18 protein-coding genes are annotated in these 15,048 nt (G+C 64.6%); 16 read left to right on the top strand and 2 right to left on the bottom strand.

What is annotated here, in order from left to right:
• The first annotated feature begins 146 nt into the window (after positions 1–146).
• Positions 147–1,838 carry a methyl-accepting chemotaxis protein gene (locus tag DWA33_RS23445; RefSeq protein WP_114360897.1) on the top strand — a complete coding sequence of 564 codons (1,692 nt, stop codon included), beginning with the start codon at positions 147–149 and terminating at the stop codon, positions 1,836–1,838.
• Positions 1,839–1,903: 65 nt separating this feature from the next.
• Here the strand turns inward: DWA33_RS23445 and DWA33_RS25315 are convergent, their stop codons facing one another.
• Positions 1,904–2,095, bottom strand: coding sequence for a hypothetical protein (locus DWA33_RS25315; protein WP_167443272.1), 192 nt, complete (start codon positions 2,093–2,095; stop codon positions 1,904–1,906).
• Between the two features lie 375 nt (positions 2,096–2,470).
• On the opposite strand from DWA33_RS25315, the gene DWA33_RS23440 reads away from it, so the two are divergent.
• On the top strand, positions 2,471–2,761 hold the full coding sequence (locus tag DWA33_RS23440; protein WP_114360896.1) for a FeoA family protein: 291 nt from the start codon (positions 2,471–2,473) through the stop codon (positions 2,759–2,761).
• Positions 2,762–2,798: 37 nt separating this feature from the next.
• Positions 2,799–4,679 (top strand): ferrous iron transporter B, encoded by a 1,881-nt coding sequence (gene feoB, locus DWA33_RS23435; protein WP_114360895.1) that lies wholly within the window; start codon positions 2,799–2,801, stop codon positions 4,677–4,679.
• Between the two features lie 12 nt (positions 4,680–4,691).
• On the opposite strand, the gene DWA33_RS23430 is transcribed toward feoB, so the two are convergent.
• Positions 4,692–5,546: a xanthine dehydrogenase gene (locus DWA33_RS23430; RefSeq protein WP_114360894.1), complete on the bottom strand. Its 855-nt coding sequence runs from the start codon at positions 5,544–5,546 to the stop codon at positions 4,692–4,694.
• A gap of 331 nt (positions 5,547–5,877) precedes the next feature.
• Here DWA33_RS23430 and DWA33_RS23425 point away from each other — a divergent pair, with 331 nt between their 5' ends.
• From DWA33_RS23425 to DWA33_RS23365, 13 genes are all read left to right on the top strand, one after another.
• Positions 5,878–6,699 (top strand): SDR family NAD(P)-dependent oxidoreductase, encoded by an 822-nt coding sequence (locus DWA33_RS23425; protein ID WP_114360893.1) that lies wholly within the window; start codon positions 5,878–5,880, stop codon positions 6,697–6,699.
• 314 nt (positions 6,700–7,013) lie between these two features.
• Positions 7,014–8,768: a nif-specific transcriptional activator NifA gene (gene nifA, locus DWA33_RS23420; RefSeq protein ID WP_114360892.1), complete on the top strand. Its 1,755-nt coding sequence runs from the start codon at positions 7,014–7,016 to the stop codon at positions 8,766–8,768.
• Positions 8,769–9,041: 273 nt separating this feature from the next.
• The gene (locus tag DWA33_RS23415; RefSeq protein WP_011160163.1) at positions 9,042–9,236 is read left to right on the top strand and encodes a 4Fe-4S binding protein; all 195 of its coding nucleotides are present in this window, start codon (positions 9,042–9,044) and stop codon (positions 9,234–9,236) included.
• A 158-nt stretch (positions 9,237–9,394) separates the two neighbouring features.
• On the top strand, positions 9,395–10,951 hold the full coding sequence (nifB, locus tag DWA33_RS23410; protein ID WP_114360891.1) for a nitrogenase cofactor biosynthesis protein NifB: 1,557 nt from the start codon (positions 9,395–9,397) through the stop codon (positions 10,949–10,951).
• Between the two features lie 25 nt (positions 10,952–10,976).
• A complete protein-coding gene (locus DWA33_RS25660; RefSeq protein WP_107357105.1) occupies positions 10,977–11,198 on the top strand; it encodes a 4Fe-4S binding protein in 222 nt (73 codons plus the stop codon).
• Positions 11,199–11,208: 10 nt separating this feature from the next.
• Entirely contained in the window at positions 11,209–11,565 is a 357-nt protein-coding gene (locus DWA33_RS23400; RefSeq protein WP_114360890.1) for a HesB/IscA family protein, read from the top strand.
• 3 nt (positions 11,566–11,568) lie between these two features.
• Positions 11,569–12,108, top strand: coding sequence for a tetratricopeptide repeat protein (locus DWA33_RS23395; protein ID WP_114360889.1), 540 nt, complete (start codon positions 11,569–11,571; stop codon positions 12,106–12,108).
• Entirely contained in the window at positions 12,098–12,883 is a 786-nt protein-coding gene (locus tag DWA33_RS23390) for a 4Fe4S-binding leucine-rich repeat protein (protein WP_114360888.1), read from the top strand. The genes DWA33_RS23395 and DWA33_RS23390 overlap by 11 nt, the downstream gene beginning before the upstream one ends.
• Positions 12,880–13,179 (top strand): nitrogen fixation protein NifZ, encoded by a 300-nt coding sequence (locus tag DWA33_RS23385; protein WP_114360887.1) that lies wholly within the window; start codon positions 12,880–12,882, stop codon positions 13,177–13,179. The genes DWA33_RS23390 and DWA33_RS23385 overlap by 4 nt, the downstream gene beginning before the upstream one ends.
• Positions 13,179–13,412 carry a nitrogen fixation protein NifZ gene (locus tag DWA33_RS23380; protein ID WP_107357100.1) on the top strand — a complete coding sequence of 78 codons (234 nt, stop codon included), beginning with the start codon at positions 13,179–13,181 and terminating at the stop codon, positions 13,410–13,412. The genes DWA33_RS23385 and DWA33_RS23380 overlap by 1 nt, the downstream gene beginning before the upstream one ends.
• A gap of 37 nt (positions 13,413–13,449) precedes the next feature.
• Positions 13,450–13,650, top strand: coding sequence for a putative nitrogen fixation protein NifT (gene nifT, locus DWA33_RS23375; RefSeq protein WP_107357099.1), 201 nt, complete (start codon positions 13,450–13,452; stop codon positions 13,648–13,650).
• A 2-nt stretch (positions 13,651–13,652) separates the two neighbouring features.
• Positions 13,653–13,931, top strand: coding sequence for a DUF6129 family protein (locus DWA33_RS23370; protein ID WP_114360886.1), 279 nt, complete (start codon positions 13,653–13,655; stop codon positions 13,929–13,931).
• Between the two features lie 15 nt (positions 13,932–13,946).
• Positions 13,947–14,849 carry an SIR2 family protein gene (locus DWA33_RS23365; RefSeq protein WP_114360885.1) on the top strand — a complete coding sequence of 301 codons (903 nt, stop codon included), beginning with the start codon at positions 13,947–13,949 and terminating at the stop codon, positions 14,847–14,849.
• The last annotated feature ends 199 nt before the right edge of the window (positions 14,850–15,048 follow it).

Here is a 15,048-nt window from a genome sequence, read left to right as displayed (position 1 = left end):
CACATTTCGCGGACCGCTCAGGTGCGCGATCTCCAATTCGACCAGGACGGCGCCACGCAGCGTGAGTCACACGTTGTGCCTTCCACCGTGCCGTTGCGATGTTCGCCTCGGTCGACGTCGCATGTCGACAACGAGGAAGTCGCGCAATGTTTGCTAAACTCTCGATCCGCGCCAAAATCACCGCCGTGCTGGCGTTCCTGCTCGTCACCATGCTCGGCATCGGTGCATTGTCGGTCACCTCGATGCGGTCGATCAACGCCAGCGCGGTCGACATGCGGACCAACTGGCTGCCGAGCATCCGGCTGCTGAGCGACCTGAAGATCCAGCTTCTCTCCTACCGCAGCATCCTCCGGTCGCATTTCCTCGAACTGACCGCCGACGGCAAGGCGGCGGCGGAGAAGCGGCTCGATACGGCGGTCAAGACGATCGCCAGGATCCGCCAGGACTACGAGAAGTTGATCAACTCGCCGGAGGAGCGCGCGCTGTACGACGCCTGGGTCAGGCAGTGGGGTGAGTACGAATCCGGCGTGCAGGAGGTGATCGCGCTGTCCCGCGCCAGCGTCGGCAAATACCCTGCCGAGGCGCAGAAGTTGAACGAGGAGAAGTATCTGCCACTCGGGCAGAAGGCCGACGCCATCCTGAACAAGGACATCGAACTCAACAACAAGGGCGTGGATGTCGCCGGCGTAGCCGCCGAACGGCAATACGCCACCACCTTCCTGCTGTTGGGGATCATCATCTGCGCCGCCGGCATGATCGGCGTGGCCGTGGGCTGGTATCTGGTGCGCGACGTCTCGCGCGGCATCGACTCGATCGTGTCGCCGATGCAGGCGCTCGGGCAGGGTGACCTCGCGGTCGACGTCCCGCATCGCGGCGAGGCGACCGAGATCGGCAAGATGGCCGATGCGCTGCAGGTGTTCAAAGAGGCGCTCGTCGCCAAGCGGGCGGCCGACCAGGCCGCGGCCCGCGAGGCCGATGATAAAATCGCGCGGGGCCAGCGGGTCGACACCATCACCCGCGATTTCGAAACCATGATCGCCGAAATCGTCGAGGCGGTATCGTCGGCCTCGACCGAACTCGAGGCGTCAGCCGGTACGCTGACCTCCACCGCCGAGCGAGCGCAGCAACTGACCACCATGGTCGCGGCCGCCTCGGAGGAAGCTTCCACCAACGTGCAGTCGGTGGCCTCGGCCACCGAAGAGATGTCATCGTCGATCGGCGAGATCAGCCGCCAGGTGCAGGAATCGGCGCGGATAGCCAATGCGGCCGTGGACCAAGCCCAGAAGACCAACGACCGTGTCGGCGAACTGGCCAAGGCGGCGGCAAGAATCGGTGACGTGGTCGAACTGATCAACACGATCGCCGGCCAGACCAACCTCTTGGCGCTTAACGCCACGATCGAGGCGGCGCGGGCCGGAGAGGCGGGGCGTGGTTTCGCCGTGGTCGCTTCGGAGGTGAAAGCCCTGGCTGAGCAGACCGCCAAGGCTACCGGCGAGATCAGTCAGCAGATCGGCGGCATCCAGACGGCGACCCAGGAATCGGTCGGGGCCATCAAGGAGATCGGCGACACCATCGGCAAGATGTCGGAGATCGCCTCGACCATCGCTTCGGCGGTGGAGCAACAGGGCGCTGCCACTCAGGAGATCTCCCGCAACGTCCAGCAGGCGGCGTCCGGAACCCAGCAGGTGTCCTCGAACATCACCGACGTGCAGCGCGGCGCCACCGAGACCGGTTCGGCGTCCTCCCAGGTGCTGTCCGCCGCACAGTCGCTGTCGCAGGACAGCAACCGGCTGAAGCTCGAAGTCAGTAAGTTCCTCGACAACGTGCGGGCGGCCTGATCGGCCCGCACGCCGGTATTCCGCCGCGCCGAGCGGCGATCCTCCCGGTCGGCGCGGCTGCAATGTCAGCCGCGCCGTCGTCGTGAACGGCTCAGGCGAAACGCTTGGCGATCAGCAGGCAGAGCAGCACCGATCCCGACGACGCCAGCACGGTCGCCATGTTTGGTGAGGTTCTGGGTGAGGATCGACAGCAGCGAGGCGGTGCGCGGCGCGGCGGGCTTGCGTCGTTTCGTTCTTGACGAGGTCTTCGCGGGCATGGCGCTTCCGGGTCGATGGCGCGGGCGTTGTGCGATCCCGACTGCTTTGCTCAGTCCGGTCCGTTCCCGACCTTCCATCGATCATCCGATGCGAGCTTGGCCGAAGTCTTAATCGGCGACGCATCACTGCTCTTGATCGGCGTCCATGGTTTACGGATTGCGCCGCACCGTGCCGCTGTCGGTCTCGTAGGTAGGGCGGCGCCACGCGGGTGCGAAATCACACCCGGCAACCGGCGGATTTTGTGCCAAATCAAACCCATTTTCGGCGTTTTCTTGTTAGATGCGAATGATAGCGCCTGTTACAATCGTTCTAAACTCCCGATGGCGCCGGCTTGAATCACTTGACCTTGGCGGCAGCGATTGGAAGAACGAGCAATGACCAAGAACCTCCATCGCGATCGCCACAACCATCACCAGCCGATCCTTCTGGGGAACGCACGCCGGGGTTATAGCGGCGTTGTTCAGGCGATCGATCCGCACCGCGGCACGTCGTCATTGCAGCCGGTCGAGCTTGAGAGCCGCTTGATCGAGCTCGGGTTCGTCGAGGGAGCCAAGGTCGAAGTGTTGCACGAGGGGATCATCGGCCGGGACCCGATCGCGGTTCGTGTCGACAACATCACCATCGCGGTTCGCCGCCGCGAAGCGATGGCCGTCGTGCTGATGTAACGCGCGGATTGCAGTTTGTTGATTTGGCGCCTGCGCGATGACCTCGATCGAATCCCATCCGTTCAACCTGGCTTTGGTTGGAACGCCGAACAGCGGTAAGACCTCTCTGTTCAATGCCCTCACGGGCAGCCGCCAAAAGGTGGCGAACTACCCTGGCGTCACTGTCGAACGCAAAACCGGCCTGTTCACCACGCCGGGTGGGCGCGTCGTCAGTCTGGTCGACCTGCCGGGCACCTATTCGCTGCGGGGCCGCAGTCCGGACGAAGAAATCACCCGCGACGTCGTGCTCGGTCGCAAGTCGGGCGAGCCGGTTCCGGATCTGGTGCTGTGTGTCGCCGACTCCACCAATTTGCGGCTGACGTTCCGGCTGATGCTGGAACTGAAGGCCACCGGCCGCCCGCTGATGCTCGTGCTGAACATGTACGACATCGCGATGCGCCGCGGCGTCACCGTCGATGTCGAGAAGCTGTCGGCGCAGCTCGGCATTCCGGTGGTGACGTCGATCGCCGTCCGCAAGGGCGGCACCGCGGAGCTGCTGAAGCGGACCGATGAATTCGCCGCACAGACGCCGACGCCTTCTACCGGAGATCATTGGCGTCCGCTGAGCACCGGTGAACTGCGCGCGCTGCAGCGCGAGGCCGATCGCATCATCGCCGATTGCGTCAGCCTGCCGGCGCGGCCGCACACCCTCACCGCCCAGGTCGACCGGGTGGTGCTGCATCCGGTGGCCGGTCTGGCGATCCTGGTTTTGATCCTGTTCGTGATGTTCCAGGCGGTGTTCTCCTGGGCTCAGCCGTTGATGGAACTGATCTCGGGCGGCTTCGAAGCGCTCGGCGCATTCGTCCAGGCCAATATGCCGGAAGGGCTGCTGCAGAGCTTCCTGCAGAACGGCGTCATCTCCGGCGTCGGCAGCGTCATCGTGTTCCTGCCGCAGATCATGATCATCTTCCTGTTCATCCTGCTGCTGGAAGATCTCGGCTACATGGCGCGCGCTGCGTTCCTGATGGACCGCATCATGGGCGGCGCCGGGCTGCACGGTCGCGCCTTCATTCCGCTGCTGTCGAGCTTTGCCTGCGCGATCCCCGGCATCATGGCGACGCGGGTGATCGACAACAAACGCGATCGCTTGACCACCATCCTGATCGCGCCACTGATGACCTGCTCGGCGCGCATCCCGGTCTATACGCTGATCATCTCGGCCTTCGTGCCGGCCAAGGAGGTGTTCGGCTGGATCAATCTGCAGGGGCTGGTGATGTTCGGCCTCTACACCGCGGGCATCGTCAGCGCGCTGACGGTGTCGGCGTTGGTCAAGTTCTTCATGTGGCGCGACTACGAGCCGGCTCCGTTCATGCTCGAACTGCCGGACTACAAGCTTCCGCGGCTGAAGAGCGTCGCCATCGGCGTGTATATCCGCGCCAAGATGTTCTTGCAGCGTGCCGGCACCACGATCTTCTCGATGATGGTGCTGATCTGGTTCCTGGCCTCGTTCCCGCGCCCCCCGGCCGGGGCCACCGAACCGGCGATCGATTTCAGCTTGGCCTCGATCATCGGGCATGCGATCGAGCCGGTTCTAGCTCCGCTTGGGTTCAACTGGCAGATCGCGGTGGCCCTGATCCCCGGAATGGCGGCCCGCGAGGTTGCGGTGGCGGCGCTCGGCACCGTCTATGCGATCGAAGGCGGTAAGGAAGCGGCCGAGCAGATCGGCCAGGTGCTGGCTTCGAAGTGGAGCCTCGCCACCGCGCTGTCGCTGCTGGCTTGGTTCGTGTTCGCGCCGCAATGCGCCTCGACGCTGGCGGTCATCAAGCGCGAAACGGGAAGCTGGGGCTGGATGGGCGTCACCTTCATCTACATGTTCGTGCTCGCCTACATCGCCAGCCTGATCACCTACAACGTCGCAGTGGCGCTCGGCGCCGGCTGAGGCCGATTGTCGTCAGGCCGCACCGAATGGCTCGGCGGCGTCGTCCGGCTGCACCAGGCGGCGTCCCGACACGGCTCGCAGCACAGCGGCGGCGATCGTTCGTCCGCGATCATCGATCCCGGTCCACTGCGCATGACGGCCTCGGGGATCGACCTCCAGCAGCTTGACGCCCTGCGGCACGTCTTGACCGTCACGAATGACGCCGCGCAGGATGCCGTCGCACGGCGCGCGCACCGGCACACCGCCGAGGTGGCCGACCGGGTAGCCGTTGAACACCCGGCTGCCGATTTCGATCGCGGTCCGCCATCGTCCGCCGGCTTGCGAATACTGGAAGCGTTCGGCACCGGCGGCGCCCAGCGGGCTGGCGACTCCATCGGCGGCGTCGGTCCAGCCGGCATCGACGATCAGTCCGCTGCGGCCGGGGCGGGTCTCGATCGCCACGTCGCAATTCGCCGAGCTGGAGAAGCCCGGACCGAGACCGATGCTGACACGGGCCAGCCGTCGCAGGTCCGGGGTGACGCGATGCTTCTGCATCCGAGCGTCGATCAGAATGTCGATCGCGCCGATCGGCAGCAGGTCGGGCAGCTCCAACCAGGTCACCAGAACATTGTCGGGGCGGCGCCGCGCCTTGAAGATCTGGATGGCGTGATCGACCCGCTCACCGCGCACGCCTTCGACCGCGATCTCATCGCCGTACAGCGCGTCATGAAACGCCATCTTGCGTCGGATCACCGGCGGAAACGGATCGTGTGACATCACCACACAACAGCCGTCGCGGCGAAGGTGAACCGCGACTGCGGAGGCGATTTCATTGGTCCCGAGCACGACCGCGAAGCCGCCGGCGCTGAGTTGGAGAGGCTGCGTCATCACCACCACGCTGTGTCCAGTGTCCGGGTCCGGTTTAAGCAAGAGCCGGACCAGATCAGCGGGGCGCTGTTAATGGTAGTCAAATGCTGGTCCGATGTCGCAAAGCCAACGTTGTGTCGGGTTGGGCGGGGCCGGCGGTGTCGCTCTGATGACATTCGCTGGCAACAACGGGTTGTTTGTCGGCCGGAATCGACGCCATGTCGGTTGGCCCGGTTCATGCAAGTTGCCTTGCAACGAAACCGATGGAGACCGTCCCGTGCACCCTGAACCACTGCACGCCGAGCGGCCCGAACCCGCACCTTCATCACCCCCTGCGGCCCGCCCTGCGGAGATGCCGCCCGGAATGCCGGCGGGAATGTCGTCGGCGACCGGCGGCGCCTGCCCGTTTCACAATGATCAGCGCGAGGCGCGGACCGGTAAGCAGAAGACGCTGGTCCTGACCGGCGCGTCGCGCGGTATCGGCCATGCCACCGGCAAGCTGTTCTCCGACGCCGGCTGGCGGATCATCACCTGTTCGCGGCAGCCGTTTGCCGATGACCGCTGCCCGTGGGCGACCGGCCTCGAGAACCACGTCGCGGTCGAGCTTGCCGATCATCGCGCCGTGCCGCGGGCGATCGACGAACTGAAGGAGAAGCTCGGCGGCGGACCGCTGCATGCGCTGATCAACAACGCGGCGATCTCCCCCAAGAGCGTTGAGGGCGAACGCCTGACCTCGCTGAACACGCCGGTCGCGACCTGGATGAGTGTGTTCCACGTCAATTTGCTGGCGCCGGTGATGCTGGCGCAGGGGCTGTTCGACGAACTGCGCGCCGGGCAGGGCTCGATCGTCAACGTCACGTCGATCGTCGGTTCGCGGGTGCATCCATTCGCCGGCAGCGCCTACGCCACCTCGAAGGCCGCGCTGACCTGCCTGACCCGGGAGATGGCGCACGACTACGCGCCCTACGGCATCCGGGTGAACGCGATCGCGCCCGGTGAGATCAAGACCGACATCCTATCGCCGGAAACCGAGGCGATGCTGGCGCCGACGATCCCGATGCGGCGTATCGGAACACCGGATGAGGTCGCCAAGGTGATGTTCTTCCTGTGCTCGGATGCGGCCAGCTACGTCACCGGTGAAGAAATTCACATCAACGGCGGCCAGCACGTCTGACGTGCCGGCGGAGCGAATAGCTCGAAGTTAGTTTGCAGTTGACTAGCAATCACGCATGTCCGGATACGCTGCTGCCGTTCTTTTGGTCTGGCGATTTTGCGTTGCGTCAATGCGGCCGCGGCGTCTGACTGGTGCTAGAGTAGTAATCAGTTGAATATCAGCATCTTTGCCAGTGGTAATGAACTAAGCAGAGCGAGCCATAACTTCCGCAGCGATGCAGCCAAGATGAGCACGACATCTGGTTGGAATTCATCCACAATCTCGCAGCGCTCCGGATCTGACGGGGGAAGGCTCGGGGGCGATGGAGACCAGCTATGGCTCAGCGCGAAATCCGCCTTGTCGAAAACGAGTACCCGTCGCCGTCGATGACCCATCCTCCAATACCGCTGAGTGACATCGCGCTCACCGGCATTTTCGAGATCTCGAAAATCCTCACCTCACCGGCGCGGCTGGAGATCACTCTCGCCAACGTCGTCAACCTGCTGCAGTCGTTCCTGCAGATGCGCAACGGCGTGGTGTCGCTGCTCGCCGATGACGGCATTCCGGATATTACCGTCGGCGTCGGCTGGGCCGAGGGCAGCGACAACCGCTATCGCGCCCGGCTACCGCAGAGGGCGATCGACCAGATCGTCGCCACCGCGGTGCCGCTGGTCGCCGACAACGTCTCCAGCCATCCGATGTTCAGCGCCGCCGATGCCGCCGCGCTCGGCGCCACCGACGACACCCGGGTGTCGTTCATCGGCGTGCCGATCCGGATCGATTCGCGGGTGGTGGGCACGCTGAGCATCGACCGTGTTCGCGACGGCCGTTCGTATTTCCGGATGGACGCGGATGTGCGTTTCCTCACCATGGTGGCCAATCTGATCGGCCAGACCGTGAAACTGCATCGCGTCGTCGCCCGCGATCGCGAGCGGCTGATGGCGGAAAGCCACCGGTTGCAGAAGGAACTGTCCGAGCTGAAGCCGGAGCGCGAGCGCAAGCGGGTCAAGGTCGACGGCATCGTCGGCGAGAGCCCGGCGATCCGCAAACTGCTGGCCAAGGTCAGCATCATCGCCAAGTCGCAGTCGCCGGTGCTGCTGCGCGGCGAGTCCGGCACCGGCAAGGAACTGATCGCCAAGGCGATCCACGAATTGTCGGCGCGCGCCAACGGCCCGTTCATCAAGATCAACTGTGCGGCCTTGCCGGAGTCGGTGCTGGAGTCCGAGCTGTTCGGCCACGAGAAGGGCGCGTTCACCGGCGCGATCGCCGCCCGCAAGGGGCGGTTCGAACTCGCCGACAAGGGCACGCTGTTTCTCGACGAGATCGGCGAGATCTCCGCGTCATTCCAGGCCAAGCTGCTGCGCGTGTTGCAGGAGCAGGAGTTCGAGCGGGTCGGCGGCAATCAGACCATCAAGGTCAACGTCCGCATCGTTGCCGCCACCAACCGCAACCTGGAAGAGGCGGTAGCCCGCAAGGAATTCCGCGCCGACCTGTATTACCGGATCAATGTGGTGCCGATGATCCTGCCGCCGCTGCGTGACCGCCCCACCGACATTCCGCTGCTGGCGACTGAATTCCTCAAGCACTTCAACAAGGAGAACGGCCGCGAGCTGGCGTTCGAGCCGCACGCGCTCGAGCTGCTGAAGGCCTGCTCGTTCCCCGGCAACGTCCGCGAGCTGGAGAACTGCGTGCGCCGGACGGCGACGCTGGCGATGGGGCCGGAAATCCGTGACAGCGATTTCGCCTGCCATCAGGACGAGTGCCTGTCGGCGATCCTGTGGAAGGGCCACACCGAGCCCGCGCCGGAGCGCCCGCGCCCGGAGATCCCGTTGCAGGTCTTGCCACGCAAGGCGCCGGTGGAAATCGTTCATCCGCGCGAGCCGGTCGCATCAGCAGATGATTTTGCGCCGGCGCCGGTCCGTTCGGAGATGCCATCCGACGAATCGAATATGTCGGAGCGCGAGCGCCTGATCAACGCGATGGAGCGAGCCGGCTGGGTGCAGGCGAAGGCCGCGCGCATTCTCGGCCTGACGCCACGCCAGATCGGCTATGCGCTGAAGAAGCACAACATCGAACTCAAACACTTCTGACGCGCGGCGGCACGCGATCATCGGACAAGGCGCGACGTCATCTGGCGTCGCGCCTTGTCTGTCTGCGAGCGGCTCTTCGAAAATCTCCGTCACATCTCGATAGGCCGGATGACGAGTACGGATGCCTGTCAGACTTGCGACAAGTGTCGGGGGCCTGACACCGGCATCGTTCTGCGTCGAGCCGAATAATCGTGGAAAAACAATCATCAAGGCATCTGGCACGCGGCTTGAAAGACAGCTCGTCAGCAGCACTCTGCGAACCAGGAGCCGACCATGGCCTACAAGATTGTGACCTCCCAGTGCACCGTCTGCGGTGCGTGTGAATTCGAATGCCCGAACGCCGCGATCAGCATGAAGCGCGGTACCTATGTGATCGACGCGACCAAGTGCACCGAGTGTGAAGGTCAGTTCGACAAGCCGCAGTGCGTTTCGGTCTGCCCGGTCGACAACACCTGCGTGCCGGCCTGACGCGTGATCTCGCAAGACGGCCGACGCCTTGACCGTCGGACGCCGTCTTCGACCGATCGCCGCGCCCGCGAATCGTCCTCGATCTTCGCCGGCTCGGTTGCAGCACCATCACCCACCGACAAGCCGCCTGTCGCGCGGCGATCGAACGAGGCCCGGATATGAGCAAGCTGCTGCAACTTCATGACTTCGCCGCGCCGGGAGCGATTTCGTTCGACGAGATGCGCAAGAGCGCAGCGTCCTCAGGCTGCAGCAGCAAGGGCGGCGCCGGCAAGACCGGCTGCGGCTCGGCCGCGGGTCCGAGCGATCTGCCGCCGGAAATCTGGGAGAAGGTGAAGAACCATCCCTGCTACAGCGAGCAGGCGCATCATCACTTCGCCCGTATGCACGTCGCGGTCGCGCCCGCGTGCAACATCCAGTGCAATTACTGCAATCGCAAATACGATTGCGCCAATGAATCCCGTCCCGGCGTGGTCAGTGAGAAGCTGACCCCGGAGCAGGCGGCGCGCAAGGTCGTCGCGGTGGCCTCGACCATCCCGCAGATGACCGTGCTCGGCATTGCCGGCCCGGGCGATGCGCTCGCCAATCCGGCCAAGACCTTCAAGACCTTCGAGCTGGTCACCGAGACCGCGCCGGACATCAAGCTGTGCCTGTCGACCAACGGCCTGATGCTGCCCGACTATGTCGAGCAGATCGCCGCCATGAAGGTCGATCACGTCACCATCACCATCAACATGGTCGATCCGGAGGTCGGCGCGCAGATCTATCCGTGGATCTTCTACAATCACCGCCGCTACAACGGCGTCGAGGCCTCGAAGATCCTCAGCGAGCGGCAATTGCTCGGCCTGGAGATGCTGGTGGCGCGCGGCATCCTGGTGAAGGTCAACTCGGTGATGATCCCGGGGATCAACGACCAGCACCTGATCGAGGTCAACAAGGCGGTCAAGTCGCGCGGCGCCTTCCTGCACAACATCATGCCGCTGATCTCGGAAGCCGAGCACGGCACCGCGTTCGGCCTATCGGGCCAGCGCGGCCCGACCGCGCAGGAGCTGAAGGCGCTGCAGGATGCCTGCGAAGGCGAGATGAACATGATGCGGCACTGCCGGCAGTGTCGTGCCGACGCGGTCGGCCTGCTCGGCGAGGACCGCAGCGCCGAGTTCACCACCGAAAAAGTGATGGCGATGGACGTCGAATACGATCTGGCCGCGCGCCAGGCCTACCAAGCCAAGGTCGAGGCCGAGCGCGACGCGATCGCGGTCGCCAAGCAGCGCGAGCTGGACAAGCTCGCCGATGAGACGGCGACCATCAAGGTCCAGGTGGCGATCGCCACCAAGGGCGGCGGCGTGATCAACGAGCATTTCGGTCATGCCCACGAATTCCAGATCTACGAGGTGTCGACCGCCGGCGCAAAATTCGTCGGCCATCGCCGCGTCGATCTGTATTGCGAAGGCGGCTACGCCAGCGAGACCGGCATCGATCCGATCCTCAAGGCGCTGAACGACTGCACCGCCGTGCTGGTCGCCAAGATCGGGATGTGCCCGAAGGATTCGCTCGCCGGCGCCGGCATCGAGGCAGTCGAGACCTACGCGTTCGAATACATCGAGCAGTCGGTGATTGCCTACTTCAAGGATTACCTCGAGCGCGTCGGCAAGTCGGAGATCCGTCACATCGCCCGCGGCGACGCCACGATCCGCCAGGGCGCCTTCACCGAGGCATAGGACGAGGCGCCGAAGGGAAACGGCCATGGCCTACAAGATCGTCGCATCGCAATGTACCGGCTGCTCCGCCTGCGAGCCGCAGTGCCCGAATGTGGCGATCTTCGAGAAGGCCGGCACCTTCGCGATCGACCCTTCGAAGTGCTCGGAGTGCATCGGCCACTACGACGAGCCGCAATGTGTCGCGGTGTGTCCGGTCGACGGCACCTGCGTGATCGACAATTCCGTCCCGCGCTATCAGGCAGCATGAGGCGATTCCGATGGATATGAGCTTCACCCCCTCGGCCGAAAAATTCATCCGCCGCATGCTGCGTTTCAGCGGCGGCGCCGGTGGTTTTCGCCTGGTGGTCAGCGCCGGCGGCTGTTCCGGCCTGTCGGCGCAGTTCGATATCGCCGGCGCGCCGCACACCGGCGATTCGGTGGTCGATCGCGGCGACTATAAATTGTTCCTGCCTGAATCGAGCCTCAAGCTGCTCGAAGGGGTCGTGATCGATTTCATGGAAACGCCGACCTCGAGCGGCTTCATGTTCCACGATCCGAAGGGATCGAACTGTCAGTGCGCCAGCGATAGCGGCTCGAAGCCGGCCGCCGGTCTGCACCAGCTGCGGGAGCTGTGAACCATGCCCGACCTGATGCACAGCGAACTGACGATGTCCGGTCCGGAGCAGTCGTTGTTGGCCGGGGCGCTGCTTGGCGCGGGCCTGCCCGCGGACGCACATCGGCATCTCGAATTGGCAGGGCGCGATTATCAGAGCGAAGTGCTGGCTGAACAGCACCTGCGCGAGGCTCATCTGCTGGCTCCCGACCATGCCGCAGTGCTGATCGGGCTGTACCGGTTCTATTTCTACAAAGGCCGCCTCGGCGAGGCACTTGAAGTGGCGCAGGCCTGCCTGTGCAAGGCCGCGCGCGACAACGGCCTGGCGTCCGACTGGCGCAAGGTGCGCCGCGGCGACGCCGAGTTCTCCAGCTATTCGGCGGTGCTGCCGCGATTCTATCTGTTTGCGCTGAAGGCCTATGCCTATCTGCAGATGCGGCTCGGCCGGCTCGACGAAGGGCATGCTGCGGTGGAGAAGCTGCTCGAACTCGATCCGACCGACAAGGTCGGCGCCGCCGTGCTGCTCGATGTGTGGCGTCGGATAGGGCAGGACGATGACGACTGACATCGACGAGGCCCGCGACTGGCAAGGCAACGAAGTCGACTGCGCGTCGTGCCCGCATCGCGAGCTGTTGTCCGCCGGGCTTTGCGAATTGAAGAAGGCTTGCGTCCAGGACCGCTATGCGCGGCGGCTGGAACGGTTCTTCCAGCAAAATCGTGCGCTGGCCGACGGCTATCTCGACCATCCGTATTTCGAGACGCGTGCGGTCGCTGCCGGCTATGCCACGGTGTTCCTGCTGCCGAAATTGCTACAGGATTCCGACGAGACCGTGCGCTGGAGCGCGGCCCGGCGGCTGCCGAAGCGCTATCTGCTGGGTTTGCGCAGCGACCCGCATCGCGAGGTGCGGATCCGCGTCGCCTCGGTGCTGAGCGACGACGAACTGCGCCCGATGGCGAGCGACGAGGACTACTACGTCCGCCAGATCGTCGCTCGGCGCGCCTCGCCAGGCCTGCTGCCGCTGCTGGTGCTCGATCCAGATCCCGGCGTGCGCCGCGAAGTGGCACGGCGGATCGGCCCGGAATGGCTAGCGCAGATCGCAATGGATAAAGACGGTGAGGTCCGCCTCGAAGCCGCTAGGCGGATGACGCCGGGCCGGCTGCTGGCGATGCTCGGCGATGCCGATTGGCGGGTTCGCTACGAAGTCGCCAGCCGTGTCGACGCCTACGAACTGGCGCCGCTGCTCGACGATCCCGATCCGCTGGTGCGCGAGCTCGCGCGCAGCCGCAGCGGCTTCACCGAACCTGCCAAGCTCAAACCCGCAACGGAGCCTTCGCCATGAACATCGCGCGTGACAGCGACATCGTCGAGCTCGACGGCCCGCCGACGTTCGAATACGGCCAGAAGGTGCGGGCGAAGATCAACATCCGCAACGACGGCACCTTTCCGGGCAAGGAGATCGGCGAGGTGCTGGTGAAGAAGGGCGACGAGGGCTACGTCGTCTCGATCGGCACCTTCCTGCAGCAGTTCTACATCTACGGCGTCGACTTCGTCGCGCAGGGCCGCATCGTCGGCATGAAGCGGCGGGAGCTGGTCGCGGTCGAAGCCTTTCAGGCCGAAACCCAGGAGGCGGTGTGATGACGCCGGAGCCGCGATACCAATGGGGCCAGCGCGTCCGCGCCGAGATCGACCTGTTCAATGATGGCAGCTTTCCGGACCAGCCGGAAGACGCGCTCCTGGTGAAGAGCGGCGATCCCGGCGAGATCGTCCGGATCGGCCTGCACACCGAAACCAATCGGCCGGTCTATCTGGTCGAATTCGCCGAACACCGGGTGATCGGCTGCCTCGAAGACGAAATCACGCCACTCTGACCTGTCGCCGCGGCGGCCAAGCAAAGGACCACCCTCGATGAAAGTGATGATCCGCAAGACCGCGACCGGCCACTCCGCCTATGTCGCCAAGAAGGACCTCGAAGAGCCGATCGTCGAGATGGAGAATCCCGCGCTGTGGGGCGGCAAGGTCACCCTTGCCAACGGCTGGCAGCTCGAACTGCCGGTGATGGCGGCGGACACGCCGCTGCCGATCACCGTCGAAGCCCGCAAGCTCTGACCATGGCGTTGTCGCCCGACGATATCGCCCGGCTCGACGCGCTGCTCGGAGGCGACGCGGCCGAGGCCGGTGCGCTGAAGACGGTGCGGCAGGAGCTTTCCGGCCTGTCGCTGACGCAATGTGACGCGTCCGACATTTATGCGGAGCAGCCGTTCCGCGATTATCCGCGATTCAGCGTCTATCTGGTCGACGGATCGAACCATTGCTGGACCATCACTACCGACGCCGCACGCGCGACCGGCCTGGTCGTGGTCCATCACAAAACTGCAAGAGCCATCTGACGGGGGAGCAGGATCATGCCGGCACAAGCACTCGACGACATCGCCGCAGGCTTGGTGCGGGGGCGGATCATTCCCTATCTCGGCGCCGGCTGTGTGGCGCTCAGCGAAACCAGCAGCGTGCCGACCTCGCCGGCCGAACTGGTGGCGCGGCTGACCGCGAAGACCACGGTGCCGCACAAGGTCCGAACCAATCTCACCGGCGCCGCGCAATACATCGAGAATTTCAAGCACCGCAAGACGCTGACCACGATGATGGCCGAGGCGTTCCGAGCGTCACCGCAGCCGAACGAGCTGCATCGGATGCTGGCATCGCTGCCCGAGCTGCCGCTGCTGGTTCATGCCTGGTACGACGACCTGCCGCAGAAGGCGTTGGCCGGGCGCCAGAACTGGGGCATGGCGCAGGGCGTCAGCCAGAGCGAGCATCACGGCCATTGGGTCAACTACTACAAGCCCGATGGCAGCGAGATTGCCGAGCCGGCCCCCGGCATCGTGACCGAAGAGGATATGCCGCTGTATTCGCCGGTCCCGGATGAGGCGCTCGGCTGGGCGACGATGCTGTATCAGCCGATCGGCTCGGTCGCGCCGGCCGCCAATTTTCTGGTGTCCGACAGCGACTATGTCGAAGTCCTGACCGAGATCGACATTCAGACGCCGATCCCGCTGACGGTGCAGGAGCTGCGCAAGGACCGCCATTTCCTGTTCCTCGGCTGCCGGTTCGACACCCAGCTCGACCGCGTGTTCGCCCGCCAAGTGATGAAGCGATCGTCGGACCGGCATTGGGCCGTGTTGCCGGATACGCCGACCCGCAACGAGCAGCGCTTCCTGGAAGAACAGGCCATCACCCGGATTGATTGGCCGCTCGCGAAGTTCGTCGCAGAACTGGCCGATGCGCTACAGGGACAGGCGCTGACGGCGTAGGTGCTTCTTCATCGGTTGATGGAAGCGAACTTGGGCCTTCCCAAGGGGAATGAGTCCTCATCCTGAGCAACCATTAGATCGGGGCAGATTTAGCGATCCAAGGAGTGCCGCGGGCGACGACTGTGTTGATGAAGATAATCAGCTTACGGGCGCAGGCGACCAAGGCGAGCTTGTGTGGTTTACCCCTGGCGGTCAGCGT

The organism is Rhodopseudomonas pentothenatexigens (genome assembly GCF_900218015.1).
GTDB lineage: Bacteria > Pseudomonadota > Alphaproteobacteria > Rhizobiales > Xanthobacteraceae > Rhodopseudomonas > Rhodopseudomonas pentothenatexigens.
The sequence above is the reverse complement of the archived record's forward strand: the minus strand, read 5'-3'. Positions and strand labels throughout refer to the sequence as shown.